Annotated in this window: 23 protein-coding genes; 10 read left to right on the top strand and 13 right to left on the bottom strand. The window is 61.3% G+C overall.

All coding sequences use genetic code 11. The features are described from left to right. From PMI29_RS32430 to miaB, 4 genes are all read right to left on the bottom strand, one after another. Positions 1–74, bottom strand: a 74-nt coding sequence (locus tag PMI29_RS32430; RefSeq protein WP_007993989.1) for a hypothetical protein, incomplete at its 3' end; no start/stop codon positions are given. Between the two features lie 5 nt (positions 75–79). Then, positions 80–574 (bottom strand): rRNA maturation RNase YbeY, encoded by a 495-nt coding sequence (gene ybeY / locus PMI29_RS26825; RefSeq protein WP_007993990.1) that lies wholly within the window; start codon positions 572–574, stop codon positions 80–82. After that, complete coding sequence (locus tag PMI29_RS26820) at positions 567–1,574, bottom strand: PhoH family protein (protein WP_007993992.1); 1,008 nt, start codon at positions 1,572–1,574, stop codon at positions 567–569. Before PMI29_RS26820 ends, ybeY begins: the two co-directional genes overlap by 8 nt. Before the next feature lie 215 nt (positions 1,575–1,789). After that, the gene (gene miaB, locus PMI29_RS26815; RefSeq protein WP_033051963.1) at positions 1,790–3,118 is read right to left on the bottom strand and encodes a tRNA (N6-isopentenyl adenosine(37)-C2)-methylthiotransferase MiaB; all 1,329 of its coding nucleotides are present in this window, start codon (positions 3,116–3,118) and stop codon (positions 1,790–1,792) included. 133 nt (positions 3,119–3,251) lie between these two features. Between miaB and PMI29_RS26810 the strand changes: the two genes are divergently transcribed. Further along, positions 3,252–3,581 (top strand): DUF1820 family protein, encoded by a 330-nt coding sequence (locus tag PMI29_RS26810; RefSeq protein WP_003185742.1) that lies wholly within the window; start codon positions 3,252–3,254, stop codon positions 3,579–3,581. 129 nt (positions 3,582–3,710) lie between these two features. Here PMI29_RS26810 and PMI29_RS26805 read toward each other — a convergent pair whose 3' ends face one another. From PMI29_RS26805 to PMI29_RS26790, 4 genes are all read right to left on the bottom strand, one after another. Beyond that, positions 3,711–4,265 (bottom strand): tetratricopeptide repeat protein, encoded by a 555-nt coding sequence (locus tag PMI29_RS26805; RefSeq protein WP_007993995.1) that lies wholly within the window; start codon positions 4,263–4,265, stop codon positions 3,711–3,713. 224 nt (positions 4,266–4,489) lie between these two features. Further along, positions 4,490–5,773 (bottom strand): glutamate-1-semialdehyde 2,1-aminomutase, encoded by a 1,284-nt coding sequence (gene hemL, locus PMI29_RS26800; RefSeq protein WP_007993997.1) that lies wholly within the window; start codon positions 5,771–5,773, stop codon positions 4,490–4,492. A gap of 31 nt (positions 5,774–5,804) precedes the next feature. Continuing rightward, entirely contained in the window at positions 5,805–6,428 is a 624-nt protein-coding gene (gene thiE, locus PMI29_RS26795; RefSeq protein WP_007993998.1) for a thiamine phosphate synthase, read from the bottom strand. A 31-nt stretch (positions 6,429–6,459) separates the two neighbouring features. Beyond that, positions 6,460–7,257 carry a hydroxymethylpyrimidine/phosphomethylpyrimidine kinase gene (locus tag PMI29_RS26790; protein WP_007994000.1) on the bottom strand — a complete coding sequence of 266 codons (798 nt, stop codon included), beginning with the start codon at positions 7,255–7,257 and terminating at the stop codon, positions 6,460–6,462. 281 nt (positions 7,258–7,538) lie between these two features. Here PMI29_RS26790 and PMI29_RS26785 point away from each other — a divergent pair, with 281 nt between their 5' ends. From PMI29_RS26785 to PMI29_RS26770, 4 genes are all read left to right on the top strand, one after another. Beyond that, positions 7,539–9,923 (top strand): hybrid sensor histidine kinase/response regulator, encoded by a 2,385-nt coding sequence (locus PMI29_RS26785; protein ID WP_007994002.1) that lies wholly within the window; start codon positions 7,539–7,541, stop codon positions 9,921–9,923. A 74-nt stretch (positions 9,924–9,997) separates the two neighbouring features. Then, positions 9,998–11,647, top strand: a complete 1,650-nt coding sequence (locus PMI29_RS26780) for an acyl-CoA dehydrogenase family protein (RefSeq protein WP_007994004.1) — start codon at positions 9,998–10,000, stop codon at positions 11,645–11,647. A 203-nt stretch (positions 11,648–11,850) separates the two neighbouring features. After that, a complete protein-coding gene (gene amn / locus PMI29_RS26775; protein ID WP_177323264.1) occupies positions 11,851–13,350 on the top strand; it encodes an AMP nucleosidase in 1,500 nt (499 codons plus the stop codon). Positions 13,351–13,421: 71 nt separating this feature from the next. After that, a complete protein-coding gene (locus tag PMI29_RS26770; RefSeq protein ID WP_007994007.1) occupies positions 13,422–14,057 on the top strand; it encodes a pseudouridine synthase in 636 nt (211 codons plus the stop codon). Here the strand turns inward: PMI29_RS26770 and PMI29_RS26765 are convergent. Together PMI29_RS26765 and PMI29_RS26760 are read right to left on the bottom strand one after the other, a co-directional pair. Next, on the bottom strand, positions 14,052–14,261 hold the full coding sequence (locus tag PMI29_RS26765; protein ID WP_007975837.1) for a DUF2788 domain-containing protein: 210 nt from the start codon (positions 14,259–14,261) through the stop codon (positions 14,052–14,054). The genes PMI29_RS26770 and PMI29_RS26765 overlap by 6 nt on opposite strands. A gap of 226 nt (positions 14,262–14,487) precedes the next feature. Further along, on the bottom strand, positions 14,488–14,967 hold the full coding sequence (locus PMI29_RS26760; RefSeq protein ID WP_007937367.1) for an Lrp/AsnC family transcriptional regulator: 480 nt from the start codon (positions 14,965–14,967) through the stop codon (positions 14,488–14,490). Positions 14,968–15,403: 436 nt separating this feature from the next. On the opposite strand from PMI29_RS26760, the gene PMI29_RS26755 reads away from it, so the two are divergent. After that, on the top strand, positions 15,404–16,450 hold the full coding sequence (locus PMI29_RS26755) for a DUF6515 family protein (RefSeq protein WP_007994009.1): 1,047 nt from the start codon (positions 15,404–15,406) through the stop codon (positions 16,448–16,450). Here PMI29_RS26755 and PMI29_RS26750 read toward each other — a convergent pair. Together PMI29_RS26750 and PMI29_RS26745 are read right to left on the bottom strand one after the other, a co-directional pair. Continuing rightward, positions 16,444–17,340 (bottom strand): cation diffusion facilitator family transporter, encoded by an 897-nt coding sequence (locus PMI29_RS26750; RefSeq protein WP_033051958.1) that lies wholly within the window; start codon positions 17,338–17,340, stop codon positions 16,444–16,446. The two genes, PMI29_RS26755 and PMI29_RS26750, sit on opposite strands and share 7 nt — an antisense overlap. A gap of 40 nt (positions 17,341–17,380) precedes the next feature. Continuing rightward, complete coding sequence (locus PMI29_RS26745; protein WP_007994013.1) at positions 17,381–17,800, bottom strand: hypothetical protein; 420 nt, start codon at positions 17,798–17,800, stop codon at positions 17,381–17,383. Positions 17,801–17,900: 100 nt separating this feature from the next. Between PMI29_RS26745 and hrpB the strand changes: the two genes are divergently transcribed. Continuing rightward, positions 17,901–20,417 carry an ATP-dependent helicase HrpB gene (hrpB, locus tag PMI29_RS26740; RefSeq protein WP_007994015.1) on the top strand — a complete coding sequence of 839 codons (2,517 nt, stop codon included), beginning with the start codon at positions 17,901–17,903 and terminating at the stop codon, positions 20,415–20,417. A 154-nt stretch (positions 20,418–20,571) separates the two neighbouring features. Here hrpB and PMI29_RS26735 read toward each other — a convergent pair whose 3' ends face one another. Next, positions 20,572–21,492 (bottom strand): LysR family transcriptional regulator, encoded by a 921-nt coding sequence (locus PMI29_RS26735; RefSeq protein WP_007994018.1) that lies wholly within the window; start codon positions 21,490–21,492, stop codon positions 20,572–20,574. Between the two features lie 226 nt (positions 21,493–21,718). On the opposite strand from PMI29_RS26735, the gene PMI29_RS26730 reads away from it, so the two are divergent. The 3 genes from PMI29_RS26730 (at position 21,719) to PMI29_RS26720 (ending at position 25,966) form a co-directional block, all read left to right on the top strand. After that, entirely contained in the window at positions 21,719–23,209 is a 1,491-nt protein-coding gene (locus PMI29_RS26730) for an aldehyde dehydrogenase (RefSeq protein ID WP_007994019.1), read from the top strand. A 21-nt stretch (positions 23,210–23,230) separates the two neighbouring features. Further along, positions 23,231–24,601, top strand: a complete 1,371-nt coding sequence (locus tag PMI29_RS26725) for an aspartate aminotransferase family protein (protein ID WP_007994021.1) — start codon at positions 23,231–23,233, stop codon at positions 24,599–24,601. Positions 24,602–24,979: 378 nt separating this feature from the next. Beyond that, entirely contained in the window at positions 24,980–25,966 is a 987-nt protein-coding gene (locus PMI29_RS26720; protein ID WP_007994022.1) for an ABC transporter substrate-binding protein, read from the top strand. The last annotated feature ends 7 nt before the right edge of the window (positions 25,967–25,973 follow it).

The raw sequence follows: 25,973 nt of genomic DNA on the forward strand, positions 1-25,973 counted from the left end.
GGCTCGTGGGCAAAAGCCTGGGTGAGCTTACCCAGCCATGACTTCTGCCCGTTGCTCGATCGATCTTCGCTCATAGCGATTACTCTGAATCCTTTGTTGTTTCGGTAGGGGATAAATCGGCTTCGTCGTCCGCGTAGGGATCGGGAAAGCCCAGTTCTGCAAGCAACGTTCGTTCCAGTGCTTCCATTTCTTCGGCTTCGTCGTCATCAATATGGTCGTAACCAAGCAGATGCAAGCAGCCGTGAATCACCAGGTGTGCCCAATGGGCCTCGAGTTGCTTGCCTTGTTCGGCGGCTTCACGCTCGACCACGGCGACACAGATCACCAGGTCGCCCAGCAGCGGGATGTCGAGGAACTCATCCGGCACATCGGCCGGGAATGACAAGACGTTAGTTGCGTAATCCTTTTGCCGCCAGGTGTGGTTCAACTCGCGGCCTTCGGCTTCATCGACCAGACGAATGGTCATCTCCGAATCGGCGGTACGCTGGCGCAGGGCCAGTTCGCACCACTGGCGGAACTCGGTTTCGCTGGGGGCGCTGGCTTCGGTGGCGATTTGCAGGTCAAGCTCAAGCATCGCGGCGGCTATCCTTGGCGGCTGCATCATCGGTCGCATGGTTTTCGAAACGCTCGTAGGCTTCGACGATGCGCTGCACCAGCGGATGGCGCACAACGTCCTTGGGCTGGAAGTGGGTGAAGCTGATGCCCGGCACATCCTTGAGCACTTCGATCACGTGGCGCAGGCCGGACTTGGTGCCGCGTGGCAGGTCGACCTGGGTGATGTCACCGGTGATGACGGCCGTGGAGCCGAAGCCGATCCGGGTCAGGAACATCTTCATTTGTTCGACCGTGGTGTTCTGGCTTTCGTCGAGAATGATGAAACTGTTGTTCAGCGTACGGCCGCGCATGTACGCCAGTGGCGCGACTTCGATCACCTGGCGTTCGATCAGCTTGGCGACGTATTCGAAGCCGAGCATTTCGTAGAGCGCGTCGTAGAGCGGGCGCAGGTACGGGTCGATCTTTTGGGCGAGGTCGCCGGGCAGGAAGCCGAGTTTTTCACCCGCTTCGACCGCTGGACGAACCAGCAGGATGCGGCGAATCTGCTCGCGCTCCAGTGCATCGACCGCGCAGGCGACGGCCAGGTAGGTCTTGCCGGTACCGGCCGGACCGATGCCGAAGTTGATGTCGTTACCGAGGATTTCCTTCACGTAGCGTATTTGATTCAAGCCACGGGGGCGAATCATGCCTTTCTTGGTGCGCAGGGCCACGGACGGTTCGGCGGGGGAGTGGTTGTCCAGCTCTTCGACGGCCGATTCCTGCAAGAACAGGTGAACCATGTCCGGCGACAGCTCGGTACCCTTGGTTTCCCGGTACAGGCGGCGCAGGAGGTTTTCCGCGGAGGTGGTGTGTTTGGGTTCGCCGATCAGCTCGAACTGGTTTCCGCGATTGCGGATCTCGATGGTCAGGCGCTGTTCGATCAAGCGCAAATGCTCGTCGAATTGCCCGCACAGATTGGCGAAGCGGCGAGCTTCAAAAGGCTCGAGGATGAAACGATGTGGTTCTATGGGTGCGTTCAAGGTCGTATTTAGCCGCCCTGGGGCAATTGGGATGAAATCAAGGATAACGCCAGTGGCGTGGGTGCGAAAGCTCTTAAATGAGGCAACCCGATTCCCGCCTCTGGCGCTGTACCTGTGGGAGCGGGCTTGCTCGCGAAGACGGAGTGTCAGTCGACATTAATGGTGCTGACAGACCGCCTTCGCGAGCAAGCCCGCTCCCACAGGGATATTCGGTGTTATTGGATCAGCGAACCCCGCAGCGAGTGCGGCTGCGCGGCATCGATGTGCACGTCGGCGAACTGGCCGATCAGGGTCGGATTGTCGCAGCGGAAGTTGACGATACGGTTATTCTCGGTCCGGCCTTGCAGCTCGCCCGGGTCTTTTTTCGAATAATCGGTCACCAGGATCCGCTGGATCGAACCGACCATTTGTCGGCTGATCTCGAAGCCTTGCTGGTTCAGGCGATGCTGCAGGGCGTTCAGGCGCTCTTTTTTCAGTTCTTCCGGGGTTTCATCGGCCAGGTCGGCGGCCGGTGTGCCCGGGCGCTGGCTGTAGACGAACGAGTAGGAAAAGTCGAAACCGACGTCGGCAATCAGCTTCATGGTTTGTTCGAAGTCTTTTTCGGTCTCGCCCGGGAAGCCGACGATGAAATCCGAGCTGATGCAGATCCCCGGCACGGCGGCGCGCAGCTTGCGCAGTTTGGATTTGTACTCCAGCGCGGTGTGGTTGCGCTTCATCGCCGCGAGGATGCGGTCCGAGCCCGATTGCACCGGCAAGTGCAGGTGCTTGACCAGCTCCGGCACGTCGGCGTGGGCCTGGATCAGGCTGTCGGAAAATTCCAGTGGATGCGACGTGGTGTAGCGGATGCGGTCGATGCCGTCGACAGCGGCGACCACGCGGATCAGCTCGGCCAGATCAGCCAGGCGCCCGTCATGGGTGAGGCCGCGATAGCCGTTGACGTTCTGCCCCAGCAGCGTCACTTCCCGCACGCCGTTTTCGGCCAGGTGAATGATCTCGGCAATCACGTCGTCGAACGGCCGGCTGACCTCTTCGCCGCGTGTGTAGGGGACCACGCAGAACGTGCAGTACTTGCTGCAACCTTCCATGACCGACACATAAGCGCTCGGGCCGTCGACGCGGGGCTCGGGCAAATGGTCGAATTTTTCGATTTCCGGGAACGAGACGTCGACTTGTGGCAGCTTGCTGATGCGCGCGGCGTCGATCATTTCCGGCAGGCGGTGCAGGGTCTGCGGGCCGAAGACCACGTCGACGTACGGCGCGCGATCACGGATGGCGGTACCCTCCTGGCTGGCCACGCAACCGCCGACGGCGATCACCATGTCCGGATTGGCCAGTTTCAGTTCGCGCCAGCGTCCGAGTTGGGAGTAGACACGGTCCTGCGCACGTTCGCGGATCGAGCAGGTGTTGAGCAGGATCACGTCGGCGTCTTCAGCGCGGGCGGTGACTTCCAGGGCCTGATGTTCGCCCAGCAGATCGACCATGCGCGAGCTGTCGTACTCGTTCATCTGGCAACCGTGGGTTTCGATGTAAAGCTTCTTGGCCATGGAAAGAGTCATCACCTGATTCAAAGAACCGCGCATTATAGGGAACATGTCCCGTGGTTCCTACCGTTGCGCGTCCGACGGCTGTGCTATAGTTTGCGCCCTCATTTTTACCCCGATGTGTTACCCGCCCACCATGACCAAACGTGAAGCTCCAATCTACAAGGTGATTTTCCTCAACCAGGGCCAGGTGTTCGAAATGTACGCCAAACAGATCTATCAAAGTGATCTGTGGGGCTTTCTGGAAGTGGAAGAGTTCGTCTTTGGCGAGCGCACGCAAGTGGTCGTCGATCCGAGCGAAGAAAAGCTCAAGGCTCAGTTCGAGGGCGTGGTGCGCAGTTTTGTGCCGATGCATTCGATCGTGCGTATCGACGAAGTCGAGCGTCTGGGGACACCGAAAATCAGCGAAGCCCGTGGCGCGGTCGGCAATGTAATGCCGTTTCCGATGCCGATGCCTGAGAAGTAAGGTACAAGATCGAGTCGCCCCTATCGCGAGCAAGCTCGCTCCCACAGTTGACCGAGTTCTCATATGGGAATGCAGTCGAATGTGGGAGCGAGCTTGCTCGCGATGGGGCCAGTCAGATCAACGCAAAAATCAGGGCAGCGGCGCGAACGGCGTACGCCCGTCAGCGCTCTGCAATTCCATCAGATATTTACGGAAAATTTGCCCGAGCACCTGGGTGGCGAGTTCGAGCTCTTCGCGGGGCATTTTTTCGGTGACTTCGTCGGCGGTGTCCAGTGCGTCTTCGGCGCCGTTGACCGCCGCCATCTTCAGCAGGATGTACGCCTGAACGTTATTGGCCGGCACGCCTTCGCCGTGGAAGAACATGGTACCGAGCTTGAATTGCGCCTGGGCATGGCCTTGCAGCGAAGCCTTTTCGAAATAGCTCAGGGCTTGATTGAGGTCGCGTGGCGCGTTTTTACCTTCGTAGTAGAACTCACCCAACTCGTATTGCGCTTGTGCATCCCCTTCATCCGACGCTTTCTGGCAGGCGGCGAGCGCCTGTTCCAGGTCTTGCGGCTGGGTATTGAGGGTGCAGCGACCCATCGCTGGGATTAACAACGAGTTGCCGCCTGCTTGTGCGTGCGCGAGCAGGGGCTGAAGAAGCAACAGGCAGCCCAGTGCAAGGGCGCGGCCGGTGCGGTTCATGGGAATCGACTTACCTCTGAAGGGCGCGCGGACCCATCAAGGGATCCAATAAGCGCGCATTATGAAATAAGCAGGGGCAACCTTACAAAGTCTTTACTCGTTTTTCTGCTGCGCGGGAAATTAATCGCCCACTTTGCGGGGGATTATTAGCAGGCGAGTAGGAAAAACCGTGGGAATGCAGGCGAAAGCTGACGCTGGCAATGGCCAACGTCAGCATTTCAGCGTTACTTCAAGGCCGCAAAGGCGCGCTCGGCGGCGTCCAGGGTCAGCTTCAGTTCGGCTTCACCGTGGGCAATCGAGGTGAAGCCGGCTTCGAAGGCGCTTGGTGCCAGGTAGACGCCACCTTCCAGCATCAGGTGGAAGAAGCGTCCGAACAACGCTGCATCGCTGGCAATCACGTCATCGAAAGTGACGATGTCGTCAGCACCACTGAAGTACAGGCCGAACATGCCGCCGGCTTGTGTGGTCACGAACGGAATGCCTGCCGCATCGGCGCGCTGTTGCAGGCCGTCGAGCAGGCGAGTGGTGTAGTCGGTCAGCTCGGCGTGGAAGCCCGGACGGCTGATCAGGCGCAGAGTGGTCAGGCCGGCGGCCATCGCCAGCGGGTTACCGGACAGTGTACCGGCCTGGTAGACCGGGCCCAGCGGGGCGATACGCTGCATGATTTCACGCTTGCCACCGAAGCAGCCGACCGGCATGCCGCCACCGATGATCTTGCCGAAGGTGGTCAGGTCCGGGGTTACGCCGTAATAAGCCTGGGCGCCGCCGAGGGCGACACGGAAACCGGTCATCACTTCGTCGAAAATCAGCACTACACCGTGCTTGTCGCACAGGGTCCGCAGGCCTTCGAGGAAACCAGGTGCCGGCGGCACACAGTTCATGTTGCCGGCCACTGGCTCGACGATGATGCAGGCCACGTCCTGGCCGACTTCGGCGAGCATGGCTGCAACGGCGTCGATGTCGTTGAACGGCAGGGTCAGGGTATGTTTCGCGAATGCCGCCGGTACACCGGCCGAGCTCGGTACGCCTTGGGTCAGTGCGCCGGAACCGGCCTTGACCAGCAGGCTGTCGGAGTGACCGTGGTAGCAACCTTCGAACTTGATGATGCTGTCGCGGCCGGTGAAGCCACGGGCCAGGCGGATTGCACTCATGGTTGCTTCGGTGCCGGAACTGACCATGCGCACCATTTCCATCGATGGCACGAGCGAGCAGACCAGGTCGGCCATCTGCGTTTCCATCTCGGTCGGGGCGCCGTAGGACAATCCGTGCTCCAGCTGCTTGCGCACCGCGTCCAGCACATCCGGGTGGCTGTGGCCGAGGATCATCGGGCCCCAGGAACCGACGTAATCCACATAGCGCTTGTTGTCTTCGTCGGTGACGTAGGCGCCTTCGGCGTGCTTGAAGAACAACGGCGTGCCGCCGACGCTCTTGAACGCGCGAACCGGCGAGTTCACGCCACCGGGAATGTGTTTCTGGGCATTGGCAAACAGCGTTTCGGAACGAGACATGATCGGGCTCTCAAATCAGATTTTAAGCGACTTAAATAGAAAACAGTTCGTTGAAGGCACGGGCACGGCGGGTCACTTCGGCCGTGCTCTGGGCGCCGAACAGGCCATGCACTACCGCCAGCAGATCGACGCCGTGGGCCACCAGCGGGGCGGCGTTGTCCAGGGTGATGCCGCCGATCGCGCAGATCGGCAAGTGCAATTGCTTGCGGGCCTGATCGAGCAGTTCGAGGCTGCAGGTCGGTGCGCCGGGCTTGGTGTTCGAATTGAAGAAGCGGCCGAAGGCGACGTAACTGGCGCCTTCCTTTGTCGCTTGTTCGGCCAGTTCGAGTTGCGCGTGGCAAGTCGAGCCGATGATGGCTTTGGAACCGAGCAGAGCGCGGGTCGGTGACAGTGGGCCATCGGTCTGGCCCAGGTGCACACCCACATTGAGGCGGGCGGCCAGTTCGGCGTCGTCGTTGATGATCAACCGTGTCTTGTAGCGTTCGCACAGCTCGCGCAGGGCTTCGGCCTCACGCAGGCGGCGGGCCTCGTCGCTGCTTTTGTCGCGGTACTGCAGCAAGGTGACGCCGCCTTCCAGCGCCGCCTCCACGTACTTGAGCAGCTTACCGTCCAGCAAATGGCTGTCGGTAATGGCGTACAGGCCACGTAGTTTCATCGGACAAGCCTCACCGCATTACAAATAGAAGTTACGAACAGAAATCCAGAGGCAAACGGCGCGGCACAAACTGGCCTTTGCCCAGCTGCTCGGCGTCACGCAAGGTGCGCCATGTGTAGTTAAGCGCGGTCTGCACGGCGCTGGCGAGGTTTTCGCCCTGGGCCAGACGACCGGCCAGCGCGCTGGCCAGGGTGCAACCGGAACCGTGATAACTGCCGGGCAGGCGCTGGCAGGTAAAGGTTTGGCGCAGGCCGTCGCGGCTGTACAGGCGATTGTGGATTTCGGTTTCGTCGCCATGGCCGCCGGTGATCAACAGGTGTTTTACGAACGGCAGGAGTTTTTCAGCGCACTCGTCCGCGGTGCCTTGGGGCAGTTCGGCGAGGATACGGGCTTCGGGAAGGTTGGGGGTGGCAATGATCGACAGGGGCAGCAGGCGTTCGCGCATGGCGTAGCCGACTTCGTCCTTGCCCAGGCGTCCGCCGCCGCCGGCGCGCAGTACCGGGTCGCAGACCACTGGCAAATGCGGGTGCGCCGAAAGCAGTTCGACCACGGTGTCGACCATTTCCAGTGAACCGAGCATGCCCAGTTTGACCGCCGCGACTTCGGAATCGTTGAGCACGGCATTGGCCTGGGCCAGTACCCACTCACGGTCGAGGACGCGGAAGTCAGTGACATTGACGGTGTCTTGCACGGTCAGGGCGGTGACGGCCGGAGCCGCATGGCATCCCTGAGCGAGCAGGGCTTCGATATCTGCCTGCAAGCCGGCGCCACCACTTGGGTCGTGGCCGGAGAGACAGAGGACAACGGGGCGAGAGCTGTAGATATTCATGGTGCGCGAGCTTACCACCAAACGTCGATTTTCGGGTGTGGTGACATCCAGTCTGCCTGTTCCATTGTGGCAGTGATTTGCTTGCCTCTGATTATGTCCTGGTAGTGTCTCTGGAACGCCCGTTCTAGAGCCTTTGTAGGAAATATTTCAATGGTATTTAATGGCCATCAACGGCTATGCTAGAGTGGATCCAAACCAATAACAGGTGATACCGGTTTACGTCTGCTCAAAAGGAATGGGGGGCTTCCTGACAGAACCGGACAGGCCACGCTGGGGCTTCAATGCGCTATTTGCTTATGTTGCTGTTGTGTTTGCCCCTCCTGGCAAACGCCGTCGAGTTCGATGAGTACACTCAAAGCCTCCCCTTGGGCCGATCCCTGCAGGTCTATGAGGATGCAGGCGGTCAGGCGACCATCAATGATATCCGTGCACAAGCGGCGGCCGGCACCTTCACACCACACCACAAAGACACGCTCAACGCCGGGTACTCGCGTTCGGTGTTCTGGCTGAAAATCGACCTGCATTACCGCCCGACCAATCCGGCTGCGCAACGGACCTGGCTACTGGAACTGGCCTATCCGCCCCTCGATCATCTCGATCTCTATTTGCCCGATGCGGCCGGCAACTATCAGTTGGTCAGGCAGACCGGCGATGCCTTGCCGTTCGCCAGTCGCCAGATTCGTCAGAACAACTATTTGTTCGACCTGACGTTCAAGCCTGATCAGGCCGAAACCGTATTCCTGCGATTGCAAAGCGAAGGCTCGATCCAGGCGCCGGTGACCTTGTGGTCGAGCACCGCGTACCTCGAAGAGCAGCCCGTGCGCCTTTACGTACTGGGATTGATCTACGGCGTGTTGCTGGGGATGCTGGTCTACAACCTGTTCATCTATCTCAGCGTGCGCGACACCAGTTACCTCTACTACATCTTCTATATCGCCTCGTTCGGCTTGTATCAGCTGTCGGTAAACGGTGCGGCCGTGCAGTATTTCTGGCCGGACAACCCTTGGTGGGCCAACGCCGCGACGCCGTTTTTCATTGGCTGTGCGGGACTGTTCGGCAGTCAGTTCGCCCGCAGTTTCTTGCAGATGGCCACCCACAGTCGCTGGCTCGACCGCTTGTTGCTGGCGCTGGTTGCCTTCGGTGCGCTCGTGGTCGGCCTGTCATTGATGACCAGCTACGCTCTGGCCTTGCGCCTGGCCACGGCCCTGGCGCTGACATTCACTGTGGTGATTTTTGCCGCCGGGATCTTTGCCTGGTTGCGAGGCCTGCGTGTGGCGCGGTATTTCATCATTGCCTGGTCGGCGTTTTTGCTCGGCGGTATCGTCAATACGCTGATGGTGCTGGGCTACCTGCCGAACGTGTTCCTGACCATGTATTCCAGCCAGATTGGCTCGGCCATCGAAGTGGCGTTGCTGTCCCTGGCGCTGGCCGACCGCATCAACGACATGCGCGAGCAGCAGGCACAAACCCTGTTCGACGCGAGCCAGAAGCTTGAAGTCCTCAACCAGCAGCTGGCCCGCAGTAACAAGCTCAAGGACGAATTCCTGGCCACCCTGACCCACGAACTGCGCACACCCATGAACGGTGTGATCGGTTCGCTGGAACTGATGCAGACGGTCGAAATGGACCCGGAGCTCGAGCAGTATCAGCAGACGGCTGCGGGATCGGCCCGGGACATGATGCGCATGGTCAACGGCATCCTCACCCTCACCGAATTGCAGGCCGGCAAGCTCAAGGCCTCGACCGACACCTTCAGTTTGCGCGGTATGGTCGAGGCACTGCGCTCGCAGTTCGAGGGCAACGCATCGAGCAAGTCGCTGGACTTCAAGGTCGATGTCGCCACAGGTGTGCCGGATCGCGTGCACGGTGACAACGTCAAGATCGCGCAATGCCTGGAATGCCTGCTGGATAACGCCATCAAGTTCACCCGGGTCGGCGGCCTGGCCCTGCGGGTGACCGGCAAGGCCCTTGAGCCCGACCGGCTGGCGTTGACCTTTGCGGTGATCGATACGGGCATTGGCTTCACTGATTTGGGGGAGGCCACGATGTATCAACGGTTCTTCCAGCTCGATGGTTCAATGACCCGTGAATACGGTGGCCTGGGTGTTGGCCTGGCGATATGCCGACAGTTGGTCGAATTGCTGGGTGGGCGCCTGACGCATCGCACCGAGCCAGGACGCGGCAGCCGGTTTCAGCTGGATGTCGAAGTTGGGCTGCCGGTGCCCGAACGTCCGGTGACGCCGTTGATGCCCCGGGATTTTCCGCGCCTGCGCTTGCCTCAGGATTGTGCCGTGCTGTTGGTGGATGACAACGGCATCAGCCAGTTGGTGATGCGCGGCATGTTGCTCAAGCTGGGGTTCCGCGTGCGTACGGCCGATAGCGCCGACGTTGCGCTCGATCTCTTGCAGCGCGAAGTGTTTGACGCAGTACTGGTTGATTGTCAGTTGCCGCTTCAGGACGGTGAGTCGGTGTGCTGCCAGATCCGCGCGTTGCCGGATTATGCCGAACTGCCGCTGTTCATGATCGCTCTGGGTGGTGACCGTGAGCGCTGCCCAACCGGCGCGGTGATTGATCACTTGAGCAAACCAGTGAAATTCGAAGACTTGCAGGCCGCGCTCTACCGCCGTGTGCTTTGCCCGCGACAGGGCGAAAGCGCCGATAGTTAGGCGGATATGACACTTTGAACGACCGAGGGGCGGTGCTTAACTGAAGTCCCTTGGCCGACCAAAGGAGCCCTGTCATGAACCTGCATCAGTTCGCCGAAACCCACGAAGTCACCAACCAGCCACCGTCACTGGATGGCGCCAACCTGTACCGCATCGACTTGCCGTTGCAGGAGTGGTCGCGGCGGTTCGGGGCCGGTTGGGCCGAATCGCGGATCGACGCCTACGGCGCTCTGGCCGGTGGCCCGTTGATGGAAGCCGGGTTCCTGGCCAATCAGAACAAGCCGGTGTTCAACAGCCATGACCGGTTTGGTCATCGCATCGATCTGGTGGAATTTCATCCGGCCTATCACCAATTGATGCGTACGGCGGTCGAGCACGGCTTGACCTCGCTGCCCTGGGCGCACCCGCAGGACGGCGCCCATGTCGCCCGCGCTTGCATGTCATATCTGCACAGCCAGGCCGAAGCCGGCAGTGGCTGCCCGTTGACCATGACCTTCGCCAGCGTTCCGGCCATGCGTCTGCAACCGGACCTGGCGGAAAAATGGCTACCGAAAATCCTCGCCACCGAATACGACCCGCGCAACGTCGGCATGGCCCACAAGGCCGGGGTCACCATTGGCATGGCCATGACCGAGAAGCAGGGCGGCACCGATGTCCGGGCCAACACCACCAAGGCGTATCCGGTCGGTGTCAGCGGTCCGGGTCAGGCCTATGAGTTGGTGGGGCACAAGTGGTTTTGCTCGGCGCCAATGTGCGACGCCTTCCTGACCCTGGCGCAGACCGACAAGGGCCTGACCTGTTTCCTGTTGCCGCGCCATCGTCCGGACGATACGCGCAATCAGTTCTACATCCAGCGCCTGAAGAATAAGCTCGGCAATTGCTCAAACGCCTCTAGCGAAGTGGAGTTTCGTGGCGCACTGGCGTGGATGATCGGTGAAGAGGGCCGTGGCGTTCCGACGATCATCGAAATGGTCGCCATGACCCGTTTCGATTGCATGGTCGGTTCCAGTTCGCTGATGCGTCAGGCATTGACCCAGGCCAGCCATCACTGCGCCCACCGTTCGGTCGGCGGCAAGCTGCTCAGCGAACAGCCCTTGATGCAGAACGTGCTGGCGGATCTGGCGCTGGAAAGCGAAGCCGCCCTGGCCTTGAGCCTGCGCATGGGCCGGGCACTGGATCATCTGGACGATTCACAGGAAGCCAAATTCGCCCGATTGGTGACGGCGGTGGGCAAGTACTGGATCTGCAAGCGGGCGCCAGCGATGATCAACGAAGCGGCCGAATGCATGGGCGGCGCGGGTTATGTCGAGGAAAGCATCCTGCCGCGGCTTTACCGCGAGGCGCCGGTGAATTCGACGTGGGAAGGTTCCGGTAACGTGCAATGCCTCGACGTGCTGCGTGCCCTGTCGAAGGAGCCGGGCGTGCTCGATGTGCTGTTCAACGAGCTGGGCGATGGCCATGGTGACAAGCGCCTGGCTGCGCACATCAATCAATTGCAGGCGGCCTTCAAGGACTCCGGCGACATTCAGTACCGCGCCCGGCAACTGACTGAAGACATCGCTCTGGGGCTGCAGGCCAAGTTGTTGCTGGAAGCCGGGAATGCGGTGGTCAGCGATGCCTTCATCGCCAGTCGTCTGGAGGGTGGCGGCCGAGTGTACGGCGCATTGCCACGTGGCCTGGACGTGGAAGCGATTGTTGCCCGTTCGACTCCACAGGGCTTCTGACCGCGATTAACTCAGCACCGCAAACCTCTGTGGGAGCGAGCTTGGTCCGGGCGGCGTTCCGACGATGACGGATAAACATTCAACAATGATGTTGACTGATACGCCGCTATCGTCGGAACGCCGCCCGGACCAAGCTCGCTCCCACAGTTGTTCTCTGTTTACAGTCAATGCCACTGTTCCCGTGAAGCAACGATGCAGGCAAGATGAAGGTCTGCAAGTCAGAACACAGGATGCTGATCGTGACCGAAGCTTTTATTGTCGTTCAAACCGCCGAGCAAGCCGTGGATCGGCTTGCACACTTGCACAATCGTGCAACCACCGCGCTGAGTCAGGCGCTCAAGCGCTACCTCAAGGATCGCGTCGAGCCTGATGCCGAACAGCGAGCGTTGTTCCGGTATCCCGAGCTGCGCCTGACCTACCATTGCCAGGGTGAAGTCCCGCAGACCACCCGCGCCTACGCCAAGGTCCAGCTGCCGGGCACCTACAGCGTCACCGTCACCCATCCGTCGGCTTTTCGTAAATACCTGCTGGAACAGCTTGTTCCATTGATGCATGACTTCACCGTGACCGTGGAAGTCGGTGTCAGCCAGCAGAACATCCCGTATCCGTATGTGGTCGAGCAGGGCGATGAGCTGGGAGGTTCCGGCGTCACCGCAGCCGTGCTGGCGCGGGTGTTCCCGAGTACCGACCTGTCGGCCGCGACCGACGGCATTGCCGACGGCTTGTACGACTGGGAAAACACCGATCCGCTGCCCCTGGCCCTGTTCGATGCCGCACGGGTGGATTTCTCCCTGCGCCGGCTGGTGCATTACACCGGCAGCGACTGGCGGCATGTGCAGCCGTGGATCCTGCTGACCAACTACCACCGCTACGTCGACCAGTTCATCGTCCATGGTCTGGAGCAACTGCGCAAAGACCCGCGCTTCGTGCGCATGGTGTTGCCGGGCAACGTGATCATCGAAAAGAGCATGGATCACGGCGAGGCTTCAGCAATCGCCGCCGGCGTGGTCTGGCACCGCTACCAGATGCCGGCCTATCACCTGATCGCCAGTGACGGCCACGGCGTGACCCTGGTCAACATCGGTGTCGGCCCGTCCAACGCCAAGAACATTACCGACCACCTCGCCGTTTTGCGTCCGCATTGCTGGCTGATGATCGGCCACTGCGGCGGCCTGCGTCAGTCGCAAACCATTGGCGACTACGTGCTGGCCCACGCTTACATGCGTCGCGACGGGATTCTCGACCGGGTCGTACCGCCGAACATCCCGATTCCGGCCCTGGCCGAGGTGCAGCTTGCGCTTCAGCAGGCGGCGGCCAATATCACTGGCGAGAGGGGCGACGAGCTGAAGAAACGCCTGCGTACCGGTACCGTGTTGACCTACGACGACCGTAACTGGGAACTGCGCTGGGCGCAGGAAAGGCCGCTGATCAACCTGTCCCGCGCCGTGGCGGTGGACATGGAAAGCGGCACCATCGCAGCGCAAGGTTATCGTTTGCGGGTGCCGTACGGCACGTTGCTGTGCGTATCGGACAAACCGCTGCACAGCGAAATCAAGCTGCCGGGCTCGGCCAATGCGTTCTATGAGCGCGCGGTCAGCCAGCACTTGAAGATCGGTATCGAGGCGGTGGATCTGTTGCGTACCGAACTCAACTCACTGCACTCGCGCAAACTGCGCAGCTTCGACGAGCCGCCGTTCCGCTAACGGTTGTCATGGTCATTTGGCGGTCAGGGCACTAGCATTAGCAGCCCTGACCGTTAGATGTTGTTTTGCCCATGTCGCGTCCACCTCGTCCACCTTCCCGTCGCCCCGGCGCGAAGCCATCCCCATCAGCCCAGCGGCGCGTCGCCAAGGCTCCGCCGGCCGAGCCGAAGCTGATCCTGTTCAACAAACCGTTCGATGTGCTGACGCAGTTCAGTGACGGCGAAGGGCGCGCAACGCTCAAGGATTACATCGACGTACCGGGGATCTATCCGGCCGGACGGCTGGACCGCGACAGCGAAGGCTTGTTGCTGCTGACCAACGACGGCCAGCTACAGGCGCGGATCGCCGACCCGAAACACAAACTGGCCAAGACCTATTGGGTACAGGTCGAGGGTGAGCCGAGCGCTGAGCAATTGCAGCGCCTGCGTGACGGCGTCGAATTGAATGACGGCATGACCTTGCCCGCCGAGGCGCGGCAACTGGACGAGCCCGAACTATGGCCACGCAATCCGCCGGTGCGCTTTCGCAAAAGCGTGCCGACCAGTTGGCTGGAGTTGGTGATTCGCGAAGGGCGCAACCGACAGGTGCGGCGCATGACTGCGGCGGTCGGTTTGCCGACGTTGCGCCTGGTGCGGGTCAGAATCGGTGACTGGACGATCGAAGGGCTCGATCAGGGGCAGTGGAAAGAAGTACCGGCGCGCTTATAAGGCGCCGGATTCGATCAGGCCGATCACCACGCTCTTGATGATGAACGCGGCCACGCCCAGGCCCAGCACGAAGAACAGGATGAACGAGCCAAAGCGCCCGGCCTTGGACTTCTTCGCCAGATCCCAGACGATGAAACCCATGAAAATGATCAGGATCGTGACCAGTCCGGTCATCATCCACTCTTCGAAAACGGCAGGATCCATCGAACATCTCCAGCGCGGGCGCGGCTAAAAGGACGCGGGGAGTATACGCCTCGCAGGCTGCGTGCAGTATTGACCTGCGTCGGTGTGTCGCACCTGTGGCGAGGGGGCTTGCCCCCGTTGGGCTGCGTAGCGGCCCCGAAAGCTGTCTCTGAGTTTAATCTGATACACCGCATATTAGTTTTGCGACCGCTGCGCGGTCGAACGGGGGCAAGCCCCCTCGCCACAATCAGCTACGCAGATGAGTCAGAGGCAGTTCGGTGCTATTCAATACCTGATTCAGCACAAAACTCGAACGCACACTGGTCACCCCTTCAATCCGCGTCAGATGCCCGAGCAGCAGTTTCTGGTAGTGATCCATGTCCGGCACCACGACCTTGAGTTGATAGTCGGCATCCATCCCGGTCACCAGGCTGCATTCGAGCACTTGGGGCAAGGTGCGGATGGCCGCTTCGAAGTTTTCGAAACGCTCCGGTGTGTGACGGTCCATGCCGATCAGCACGTAAGCCGTCAGGCTCAGGCCGAGCATTTTGCGGTCGAGCAGGGCGACCTGACGGGAAATGTAGCCGTCGTCTTCCAGTTGCTTGACCCGCCGCGAGCACGGCGAAGGCGACAGACCGATGCGCTCGGCCAGCTCCTGGTTGGAGATGCGTGCGTCGCGCTGCAATTCCGCCAAAATACTCAGGTCGTAACGGTCGAGCTTGCTCATCAATCGATCCTTTGTCGTAACTATTGCGGAGGATTATGTGTCAGGGGTTAAAAATTGCGCAAGTGATGTTTAATTCAGCAATCTTCGCAATCCTCTGCCGGCGCTCCCAGCCTATTCTTATCACCAGAATCACTGCTCGGACAAACAGTCCAGTGCGGCTCGCCCAATCAGGCCCGCCGCGGTCGCCACCCCCACCGAGGATGTGCCGGCCCCCGAGCTACACACTGTCCAGAAGACGGCGTGAGGTGAGCCGACGTCAAAAGCGTCGAGCCAGGACGAAGTTCTCTAAGGGGAGGCCGACGGGTCTCCCCTTTTTCTTGCCTGAAATTTGTTGCCGGCTCTCAATAAATAAGTTGCGCGACTGATAACCTGATGCAGAACCGGCCTGAGGTTTTCCAGTCTTACGTACAGGCCCTAACCTTCCGTGAGGAAAAGCATGAAGTCGCGCATCTGGCGTTTAGCCGGTGTCGGTTTGCTGTGTGCCAGCGTCGCTGCGCAAACGCTGGCCGATGAACAGCAAAACCGTGGTCATGATGGCGGACAACATGGCCAGGATGGTCGTCAGGGCAACAATCAGGGCCATGGCGGCAACAACCAGCCGCCGCAAAACAGCCAGCAGCAGAATCAGCCTCGCGCGCAGAACAACGACAACCGCCATGACGAGCACAACGGCCAGAATCAACATCAGAACAACGGACAGTGGCAGAACCGTCCAGCGCCGGATTTCAACAGCCGGGTTCGCTCGCCGCCGCCACCGCCACAGTTGCCGGCCACTGACATGCCGATCCAGCCCCGTCCCGACACCGTGCACCAGACCCAGCAGCCGCAGCGTGGTTACTACCAGGACCAGCCGCGTCGCAACAATTACAACCAGCACTGGAGTGGCTACACAAACGCACCCTCCTATGACAATCACTGGCAGGGGCGCTCAAGTGGCTATGGTAACGGTTGGGGGCCAGGCCCCAGGTATCGCCCCGGCCAGGTGATCGACCGCTTCCCCGAGCGCAACTTCCGCGTGCCTTACCGTGGCATGGATTACTACTATTCCGGTGGCTACTGGTATCGCCCGCTGGGCCCGCGATATGAGGTGGTAGAGCCACCGCGCGGGATTCGCGTCAGATACCTGCCCGATTACGCCCAGCAGGTGTGGATCGGCGGGGTGTTGCTGTTCCTGGCGGCCGGTTCGTATTACGCCTACCAGGAGAGCACTCAGGACTACGTCGTGGTCGAGCCGCCGGTTGGCCAACCGCAGTCGCAACCGCCGGCCGCCGGCAATGGTTATGACGTGGAGGCGTATCCAGCCAACGGACAGTCGCCGGAGCAAGTCAGCCGGGATGGCTACGAGTGTTATCAAGACGCGGTGCAGCAGAGTGGTTTCGATCCACGAACCGCCACCTACCAGCCAGACCCGTCGGTGGTGCAAGCCTACCGACAGGCTCAGGGCAACTGCCTGAGCAGTCGCGGTTATCAGGTGAATTACTGAGCCCGGGCGGCTTTCACCACTTCCCGCGGGTCGGCGTGCACCAGAACTTCGGCGCGCGGGTAGGCGCTGTGAATGGCCGCAGCAGCCTGATCGCTGATGCCGTGGGCGACTGACAGCGTCAGTTCCCCCGGCAACTCCAGATGCAACTGCACAAACCACTGGTTGCCGGAGATCCGCGTACGCAAGTCATGCGCACCCAACACACCGGGCACGCTGCATGCCAGTTCCAGCATGTGCTGGCTGACATCCGGCGGCAGTTCTTCATCCATCAACACCGCAAAGCTCTCCCGGGCGATCCGCACCGCGCTCCACAGAATGTAGGCGGCGATGCCCAGGCCAAACCAGGCGTCGACCTGATACCAGCCAAACCCGGCCAGTACCAGTGCCAGCAGAATGCTGCCGTTGAGCAGCATGTCCGAACGGTAATGCAGCGAGTCGGCACGCACGGCGTTGGAGCCGGTTGCCTTGACCACCCGATGTTGCAACATCAGTAAGGCCAGGGTCAGGGCGAGCGAGAACACAATCACGCCGATACTGATCCACGGCGCGCCGACCGGTTCGGGATGTTTCAGTCGATCGTAGGCCTGCAATGCAATCAGTACCGCACTGCCGCCAATGAATAGCGCCTGGGCCATGCCCGCCAATGACTCGGCCTTGCCGTGCCCGTAGCGATGATCATCGTCGGCGGGGCGCAGGGCGTAATGCACCGCCAGCAGGTTGAGCAATGATGTGACACCGTCGAGTGCCGAGTCGGTGAGCCCGGCGAGCATGCTCACCGAGCCGCTCAGCCACCAGGCGATGGCTTTGGCTACGATCAAGGTGCACGCCACCGCCACCGAGGCACGGGTCGCCAGCCGCAGCAGGCGGGCGTGTTCGGAGCTGGAGGTCATAGTGGCCATCGTTTCTTGAGAGTCCTTTCTTGCGCAGGGATTACGCGGCCGGTTGCAGGCCGAACATCGCGAGTTGCTGGGCGCTGCCCTTGCTCTGGATCAGGCGTGGATCGTCCAGCGGGAAGCTGCGGCCCAGTTCGCTTTCCAGAATAGTCTGCAACTTGCGGTTATCGACTTTGCCATCGGGGCCGATGGCGTCCTTGAGTTTTTGCGGGTCGATCTGGGCGGTCTTGCCCGGCTCGAAATAAATCGCGCCGGTGGCGAAGTCCACGGCAAACGCGATCAGGCCGGGGATGATGTAGAACAGCAGGCCCACGGCGTCGAGTGCGGCGATGGCCGGGTCGATCTTGCCTTCGATCTGGCCACGGCGATCGGGGTAGAAGATCGAACCGCAGGCGGTCACTTGAGTCAGCAAGGTTGCGACCAGAACACCGCCAATCAGGCGAAAGGGAGCACGCATATGAAATCTCCTGAGTAGAACGCCAAGAACGTTACTGGTTAGAGCCCAGACTACGCCAAACAGTTCGCCGTTATACTCGGCCCTCTGTTTTGGAGCCAGCATGATTTCTTTGCCGATCGATGAAGTTTTACCCGCCCTGCGTGAAGCCCTCGCTACACGCCATGAAGCCGTGCTCGAAGCGCCGCCCGGCGCCGGTAAAACCACCCGCGTGCCTTTGGCCCTGCTCAATGAACCGTGGCTGGCCGGGCAAACCATTCTGATGCTCGAACCACGGCGGTTGGCCGCGCGCGCAGCGGCGGAACGGCTGGCCAGTGAGCTGGGGGAGAAGGTCGGCGAGACCGTGGGTTATCGCATTCGGCTCGATAGCAAGGTCGGCCCGAACACCCGTATCGAAGTGGTCACCGAAGGCATCCTCACCCGGCGCTTGCAGGATGATCCGGCGCTGGAAGGCGTGGGCCTGCTGATTTTCGACGAGTTTCACGAGCGCAGCCTCGACGCTGACCTGGCCTTGGCCCTGAGCCTTAATGGCCGCGAGCTGTTCCGGGACGATCAGCCACTGAAAATCCTCTTGATGTCCGCCACACTTGAAGGCGAACGCTTGTCCGGGCTGCTGGACGACGCGCCGATCCTGCGCAGCGAAGGGCGCATGTTCCCGGTGGCGATGCGCTGGGGCCGGCCGTTTCAGACCGGTGAATTCATCGAACCGCGTCTGGTGCAGACCATCCTCGAAGCCTTGAACGACGAGACTGGCAGCGTGCTGGTGTTCCTGCCGGGGCAGGCAGAAATCCGCCGCGTGCATCAGCAACTGGCGGATGCGCTGGGCGATAACCCACAGGTCCTGCTGTGCCCGTTGCACGGTGAACTGGATCTCGCCGCACAACGGGCGGCAATCGATCCGGCGCCGCCGGGCAAGCGCAAAGTGGTGCTGGCCACCAACATTGCCGAAACCAGCCTGACCATCAATGGCGTGCGCGTCGTAATCGATGCCGGGCTGGCGCGGGTGCCGCGTTTCGACCCCGGCAGCGGCATGACCCGTCTCGACACCCAGCGCATTTCCAAGGCCAGCGCCACCCAGCGCGCGGGCCGGGCCGGGCGCCTGGAACCTGGCGTGTGTTATCGCTTGTGGTCACAGGATCAGCACGAGCAACTGGCGGCCTATGGCAGTGCGGAAATCCTTTCGGCGGACCTCGCCGGGCTGGCCTTGCAGCTGGGGCGCTGGGGTGTGACGCCGGGGCAACTGGTGTGGCTCGACGTGCCGCCCGCCGCCGCGTATGCGCAGGCCCAGGACTTGCTCGAACGCTTGGGCGCACTGGAGGGCGAAGCGCTGACCCGTCACGGTCAGGCCATGGCCGAACTGCCGGCGCATCCGCGCATCGCGCATTTGCTGTTGCGTGGTCAGGCACTGGGTCTGGCGGACATGGCCTGCGACGTCGCTGCACTGCTCGGTGAGCGCGATATCCTGCGTGGCGCTGGAGCAGACCTGCACAGCCGACTGGTACTGCTGTCTGGCGAAGAGCGCGCCGCACGCGGTGCCCAAGGGGGCGTGCAGCGGGCACGGCAACTGGCGCGGCAATATCGTGGTTACCTGCGCGGCAAAGCCGCGGAGCCGGTCAGCGATCCGGATCACCCGCGTTGGCTCGGTGCCTTGCTGGCGCTGGCCTATCCCGACCGCGTCGCCCAGCAGCGGCGGGCCGGTGGTGCGGAATATCGCTTGGCCAACGGACGTGCCGCACTGTTCGCCGAGGCCGACAGCCTGATGAAGCAACCGTGGCTGGTGATCGCCGATCTAGGCAGTCGTCAGGGGCAGCGTGAGGAGCGGATTTATCTGGCGACGGACTTCGATCCGACGCTCTTCGACTCAGTACTGGCCGAACAGGTGCGCTGTGTCGATCAACTGGATTGGGACGAGCGCGAAGGCATGCTGCGGGCCGAGCGTCAGCGCAAGGTTGGCGAACTGATCCTCAGCCGTGAGCCGCTGACAGGCCTCGACGAAACTGCCCGCAGCCAGGCACTGGTGAACCTGGTGCGACGCAAAGGCCTGGAGCTGTTGCCGTGGACCCCGGAACTGCGTCAGTGGCAGGCGCGGGTCGCGCTGTTGCGGCAACTGGACCTCGCCGGCAAAGGCGAGAGCGAGTGGCCGGATGTGAGTGACGCTGCGTTGCTCAAGCATCTGGAGCATTGGCTGATGCCGTATCTGGGCAAGGTTTCCCGGCTCAGTCACTTCGCCAGTCTGGACCTGTCGAGCATCGTCCACAACCTGCTCCCGTGGCCGTTGCCGCAGCGACTCGACGAGCTGGCGCCGCATCATTTGAGCGTGCCGTCGGGATCGTCGATTGGTCTGGATTACAGTGAGCAGCCACCGATTCTGGCGGTGCGCCTGCAAGAGCTGTTCGGCCTGGCCGAAACCCCGCGCATCGCCGGGGGGCGGCAGGTGGTGAAACTGCACTTGCTGTCCCCGGCGCGGCGGCCGGTGCAGGTGACACAGGATCTGGCCAACTTCTGGCGCAGCACCTACGCCGAGGTGAAGAAGGATTTGAAGGGGCGCTACCCGAAACATTATTGGCCGGATGATCCGCTGGTGGCCGAAGCGACTGCGCGGATCAAACCCCGGAAATAACGTTTAACACTGGACTCTGTGGCGAGGGGGCTTGCCCCCGTTGGGGCGCGAAGCGGCCCCAAAACCTGCTACCGAGTGGTGTCAGATTCTCCGCATCCAATGTATTGCGACTGCTTCGCAGCCGAACGGGGGCAAGCCCCCTCGCCACAGTGGATCACTGTGATCTTTCGGATTTCGCGGTGAGCTGTTCGCGGCAGTAGTCAGCAAACAGCTGCGCCGGTTTGGTCAGTTGCCCGCGCTTGAGCCATGCCGCCACCAGGCCGGAACCGGTGACGTCTTCGGCGATGTCCACGCACACCACTTTCTGCCCGTCGTAGGTGCACTCCGAATGCGGTTTGGTCACCAGGATCGAAAACCCAAAGCCCTGGCCGACCATGCCGCGCACCATCTCGATCGATGGCGAGCTGAAGGCAATGCGTGGGGTCAGGCCCAGCTCATCGAACAGGCTGACGAAGTAGGTCCGGCTCGGCTGCACGTCCAAAAGAATCATCGGCTCCAGGTACAAGTCCCGCAATGACACCTGGGCCTGTTGGGCAAAGCGGTGATCCGCCGGCAGCAGCGCGTAAGGTCGTTGCGCCGGCATCAGCGGTTCGGTTTCGATGGTGCCGTCGAGGTCATGTTCATAGAGGATCGCCAGGTCGAACGCGCCGGACGTCAGGCCTTGCACCAGCTCTTGCTGCTCGCCGTCGCGGATGCGGATTTCCACTCCCGGATACAACGCCGAAAACCCGGCGATCAATTGCGGCAGGTACAGCGGCGCGACGGTTTCGAAACAGCCGATATCAATCTGCCCGGAGACCACGTCGTTGTCGGCCAGGGCGTTCTGCTCGAACTCCTTGGCCATGCGCAGCAGTTCCTGGGCCTTGCGGTAAAAGCGTGCACCGCTGGGGGTCAACGATACGCCCTGAGCGTGATGGCGAATCAGCAGTTGCACACCGAAGCTGTCTTCCAGCCCTTTGATGGCCGTGGAGATCGAAGGCTGGGCGATGTACAGCTTGCGCGAGGCCTCGGCGACGCTGCCGCATTCGACGGTGGTGATGAAGTATTTCAGTTGACGCAGATTGTAGGCAGCCACAGCAAACCTCGGGGGAGAACGGATCAGGCATCCTGGCAATTTGCGCGCCACCCCTATCCGCTCGGGTAGCGATTTGTTGTGGTTGAACAATAACCACATGCTGCGCCAGAAGGGAGATTGGCTACGTAGTTTTTTCTTGGCCTGCGAACACATTTTTACTGGTTTTCCACCGCTTGGGCCTGAGCGACTATCCAATACACAAGAATGTCCTCTGGAGCATCCGATCGTGTTCGAGCTTGAGTATTGGCAACGCAAGGCCGCTTCCCTGCGGTTTCCCGACCAGGCCGTAATCGACGGCCAGCGCCGAGCGGCGCAATCGGGGCAGACTTTCGCCGCAATCAATCCAGCCACCGGGCAATGCCTGGCCAATGTCGCGGCCTGTGGCGAGGAAGACGTGAACGCGGCGGTGCGCAATGCGCGGCAAGTGTTTGAAGCCGGTACCTGGTCGGCACGTTCGCCGACCGAACGTAAACAAGTGCTGCTGCGCCTGGCCGACTTGATCCTCGAAAACCGTGAAGAACTGGCGCTGCTCGATTCGCTGAACATGGGCAAGCCCGTCACGGACGCCTACAACATCGATGTGCCGGGTGCTGCCGGGGTGTTCCGCTGGTACGCCGAGAGCCTCGACAAACTCTACGACCAGATCTCGCCGAGTTCGCAGAACGTGCTGGCGACCATCACCCGCGAAGCCCTTGGCGTGGTGGCTGCCGTGGTGCCGTGGAATTTTCCGCTGGACATGGCCGCGTGGAAACTCGCCCCGGCCCTGGCCGCTGGTAACTCGGTGATTCTAAAGCCGGCCGAGCAGTCGCCGTTTTCGGCCTTGCGTCTGGCTGAGCTGGCACTGGAGGCGGGTATTCCCGCCGGTGTACTCAACGTACTGCCGGGCCTCGGCGAGCAGACCGGTAAGGCCCTCGGCCTGCACCCGGACGTCGATTGCCTGGTGTTCACTGGCTCCACCGAAGTCGGCAAATATTTCATGCAGTACTCGGCCCAGTCGAACCTCAAGCAGGTGTGGCTGGAGTGCGGTGGCAAGAGCGCGAACCTGGTGTTCGCCGATTGTCAGGACCTGGACCTGGCCGCCGAGAAAGCTGCGTTCGGCATCTTCTTCAATCAGGGCGAAGTCTGTTCGGCCAACTCGCGGTTGCTGGTGCAGCGTTCGATTCATGACGAGTTCGTCGAACGCCTCAAGGCCCAGGCCGAGCGCTGGCTGCCGGGCGATCCGCTGGATCCGTCGAGCGCTGCCGGTGCCATCGTCGACAGCCGTCAGACCGCGCGCATCATGAAGTTCATCCAGCAGGCCGAGCAGCAAGGCGCAACCAAGGTCTGCGGCGGTCGGCAGTCGATTTTCAACGGCTCCGACAACTTCATTCAGCCGACGATTTTTACCGGCGTGACGCCGGACATGCCGCTGTTTCGCTATGAAGTATTCGGCCCGGTGCTGGCCGTCACGGCGTTCGACGACGAGGCCCACGCCTTGCACTTGGCCAACGACAGCGTCTACGGGCTGGCGGCTTCGCTGTGGACCGACGACCTCAACCGCGCCCACCGCGTGGCGCGACAATTGCGGGCGGGTACGGTGTCGGTCAACAGCGTCGATGCGCTGGACGTGACCGTACCGTTTGGCGGCGGCAAGCAGTCCGGTTTCGGCCGCGACCTGTCCCTGCATTCATTCGATAAATACACCCAGTTGAAGACCACCTGGTTTCAATTGCGCTGATAACAAAACGGAGAACTGGCGATGACCACACCACGTGAAACCCGCGACTACCAGGCCGCCGACGCTGCGCACCACATCCATGCGTTCGTCGATCAGAAAGCCCTCAACGACGAAGGGCCACGGGTGATGGTCCGTGGCGAGCGCCTGCACCTGTGGGACAACGACGGCCGGCGTTACCTCGACGGCATGTCCGGGCTGTGGTGCACCAACCTCGGTTACGGGCGCAAGGACCTGGCGGCCGCGGCGAGCCAGCAACTGGAACAACTGCCGTACTACAACATGTTTTTCCACACCACCCACCCGCAGGTGATCGAGCTTTCCGAGTTGCTGTTCAGCCTGCTGCCGGGTCACTACAGCCACGCGATCTACACCAACTCCGGCTCCGAAGCCAACGAGGTGTTGATCCGCACGGTGCGTCGTTACTGGCAGGTGCTCGGCAAGCCCGAGAAGAAAATCATGATCGGCCGCTGGAACGGTTACCACGGTTCGACCCTGGCCGCGACGGCACTGGGCGGCATGAAGTTCATGCACGAAATGGGCGGCATGATTCCGCACATCGAGCACATCGACGAGCCGTACTTCTTCGCTCATGAGGGCAACCTTACGCCAGCCGAATTCGGTCTGCGTGCGGCGCAGCAACTGGAAGCGAAGATTCTCGAACTGGGTGCGGACAAGGTCGCAGGCTTCATCGCCGAACCGTTCCAGGGCGCTGGCGGGATGATTTTCCCGCCAGAAAGCTACTGGCCGGAAATCCAGCGCATCTGCCGCAAGTACGATGTGCTGCTGTGCGCCGATGAAGTGATCGGCGGCTTCGGTCGTACCGGCGAATGGTTCGCCCATGAGTACTTCGGTTTCGAGCCCGACACCCTGTCCATCGCCAAGGGCCTGACCTCGGGTTACATCCCCATGGGCGGCTTGATCCTGTCGAAAAAAATGGCCTCGGTGCTGGTGGAGCAGGGCGGTGTATTTGCCCACGGCCTGACCTATTCCGGGCACCCGGTGGCGGCGGCGGTGGCGATTGCCAACCTCAAGGCGCTGCGCGATGAAGGCGTGGTGACGCGGGTCAAGGATGACATCGGCCCGTACCTGCAACAGTGCCTGCGCGAAGTGTTCGGCAAGCACCCGCTGGTGGGTGACATCCAGGGCACGGGCATGGTCGCGGCACTGCAACTGGCGGAAGACAAAAACAGCCGTAAGCGTTTTGCCAACGAGAACGACATCGCCTGGCGTTGCCGCACGATTGGCTTCGAGGAAGGGGTGATAATTCGCTCGACGCTGGGCCGGATGATCATGGCGCCGGCGTTGATTGCCAGTCGTGAAGAGATTGATGAGCTGGTCGGCAAGACCTTGAAAGCGGTGGATCGAACGGCGCAGGAATACGGCCGGCTCTGATCTCACCTGAAGGTCCTGCGGACCTTAATCGCGAGCAAGCTCGCTCCCACATTGGCTTTGTGTCTGACACAGCCTCCCTGTGGGAGCGAGCTTGCTCGCGATAGCTATTGCTCAAACAACACATTTCCCAAGTCTTGCACCCACCCCGTGCATCCCCGCCCACAACGCCCGTTCGCGGTGCGCGCTAACGAGTTTTTTCATCGTTCGCATCCACATATTTCCTCATTTTCCTAATCCCGCCCTTGGGCCAACATCGATCTCGCCAGCCCGCCGAGTGCTGCCCGCCGAAGGGTCCTTCAGAGACCACAGGTAGCAGCCGATTCAGGGCTCGCCGTACTGCCCATGACAAAACTAAATCAACAGCTTTGGGAGTGCTCCATGATCAAGTCCTTGCTTACGCGCGTTGCCCATCCACTGGCGATCACCGCCATCGCCGCGACGGTCGCTACCAGCGCCCAGGCCGGCACCCTGTCCATCGGTCATACCACCTGGGTCGGCTACGGCACCCTGTACCTGGCCCAGGACCTTGGCTACTTCAAGGAAAACGGTTTGACCGTCGAGTTGCCAGTGGTCGAAGAAGCGGCGATGTACATGGCCGCACAAGCATCCGGTGAGTTGTCCGGCTCGGCGTCGACCATCGACGAGGTGCTCAAGTACCGTCCGCAATTCTGCTTCAAGGCCGTGGCCGCACTGGACGACAGCCATGGTGGCGACGGCGTGCTGGTGGGCAAGGACGTCAAGAGTCTGCAAGAGCTCAAGGGCCAGGCCGTGGCGGTGAACGAAGGTTCGACCTCGCAGTTCTGGTTGTCGTATCTGCTGAAAAAGAACGGCATGAAAATGAGCGACATCACCGTGCAGAACATGACGGCCGACGATGCTGCTACCGCGTTCATCGCCGGTCGTGTACCCGCTGCCGTGACCTGGGAGCCACACCTGTCGATGGTGCGTGACAAGAAACAGGGCAAGGTGCTGGTCGACAGCAGCAGCACGCCGGGTGTGATCGTCGACGTGGTGGCATTGAACTGCACCGTCATCGAAAAACAGCCGGAAGACGTCAAGGCACTGGTGGCCGGTTTGTATAAAGCCGTGCAGTACACCAAGGATCATCCGCAGGAAGCCTACAAAATCATGGCCAAGGGTGTTGGCGGATACCTGGCCGATCCGAAGGAACTAGAAGCGGCCGCCCAAGGCGTGCGGTTCTACGATCAGGCCATGAGCGAAAAACTGCTGGGTGCGCCGGGCAAACCGGGTGACAGCGCGCCGCTGATCAAGCTGGCCAACGAGACCGCCAGCGAGCTGCAAGGCAAGCCCTACAACGTCAGCAATGACGACCTGATCGACAACCGCTTCGTCACCCCGCTCTAGGAGGTTT

The organism is Pseudomonas sp. GM49 (assembly GCF_000282355.1).
In the GTDB taxonomy this organism is placed as follows: domain Bacteria; phylum Pseudomonadota; class Gammaproteobacteria; order Pseudomonadales; family Pseudomonadaceae; genus Aquipseudomonas.

What these genes read in the sequence shown, in the direction of transcription:
- ybeY (WP_007993990.1), bottom strand. Translation starts at nt 574, where the DNA reads ATGCTTGAGCTTGACCTGCAAATCGCCACCGAAGCCAGCGCCCCCAGC.
- miaB (WP_033051963.1), bottom strand. Translation starts at nt 3,118, where the DNA reads ATGGCCAAGAAGCTTTACATCGAAACCCACGGTTGCCAGATGAACGAG.
- PMI29_RS26810 (WP_003185742.1), top strand. Translation starts at nt 3,252, where the DNA reads ATGACCAAACGTGAAGCTCCAATCTACAAGGTGATTTTCCTCAACCAG.
- PMI29_RS26805 (WP_007993995.1), bottom strand. Translation starts at nt 4,265, where the DNA reads ATGAACCGCACCGGCCGCGCCCTTGCACTGGGCTGCCTGTTGCTTCTT.
- hemL (WP_007993997.1), bottom strand. Translation starts at nt 5,773, where the DNA reads ATGTCTCGTTCCGAAACGCTGTTTGCCAATGCCCAGAAACACATTCCC.
- thiE (WP_007993998.1), bottom strand. Translation starts at nt 6,428, where the DNA reads ATGAAACTACGTGGCCTGTACGCCATTACCGACAGCCATTTGCTGGAC.
- PMI29_RS26790 (WP_007994000.1), bottom strand. Translation starts at nt 7,257, where the DNA reads ATGAATATCTACAGCTCTCGCCCCGTTGTCCTCTGTCTCTCCGGCCAC.
- PMI29_RS26785 (WP_007994002.1), top strand. Translation starts at nt 7,539, where the DNA reads ATGCGCTATTTGCTTATGTTGCTGTTGTGTTTGCCCCTCCTGGCAAAC.
- PMI29_RS26780 (WP_007994004.1), top strand. Translation starts at nt 9,998, where the DNA reads ATGAACCTGCATCAGTTCGCCGAAACCCACGAAGTCACCAACCAGCCA.
- amn (WP_177323264.1), top strand. Translation starts at nt 11,851, where the DNA reads ATGAAGGTCTGCAAGTCAGAACACAGGATGCTGATCGTGACCGAAGCT.
- PMI29_RS26770 (WP_007994007.1), top strand. Translation starts at nt 13,422, where the DNA reads ATGTCGCGTCCACCTCGTCCACCTTCCCGTCGCCCCGGCGCGAAGCCA.
- PMI29_RS26765 (WP_007975837.1), bottom strand. Translation starts at nt 14,261, where the DNA reads ATGGATCCTGCCGTTTTCGAAGAGTGGATGATGACCGGACTGGTCACG.
- PMI29_RS26760 (WP_007937367.1), bottom strand. Translation starts at nt 14,967, where the DNA reads ATGAGCAAGCTCGACCGTTACGACCTGAGTATTTTGGCGGAATTGCAG.
- PMI29_RS26755 (WP_007994009.1), top strand. Translation starts at nt 15,404, where the DNA reads ATGAAGTCGCGCATCTGGCGTTTAGCCGGTGTCGGTTTGCTGTGTGCC.
- PMI29_RS26750 (WP_033051958.1), bottom strand. Translation starts at nt 17,340, where the DNA reads ATGACCTCCAGCTCCGAACACGCCCGCCTGCTGCGGCTGGCGACCCGT.
- PMI29_RS26745 (WP_007994013.1), bottom strand. Translation starts at nt 17,800, where the DNA reads ATGCGTGCTCCCTTTCGCCTGATTGGCGGTGTTCTGGTCGCAACCTTG.
- hrpB (WP_007994015.1), top strand. Translation starts at nt 17,901, where the DNA reads ATGATTTCTTTGCCGATCGATGAAGTTTTACCCGCCCTGCGTGAAGCC.
- PMI29_RS26725 (WP_007994021.1), top strand. Translation starts at nt 23,231, where the DNA reads ATGACCACACCACGTGAAACCCGCGACTACCAGGCCGCCGACGCTGCG.
- PMI29_RS26720 (WP_007994022.1), top strand. Translation starts at nt 24,980, where the DNA reads ATGATCAAGTCCTTGCTTACGCGCGTTGCCCATCCACTGGCGATCACC.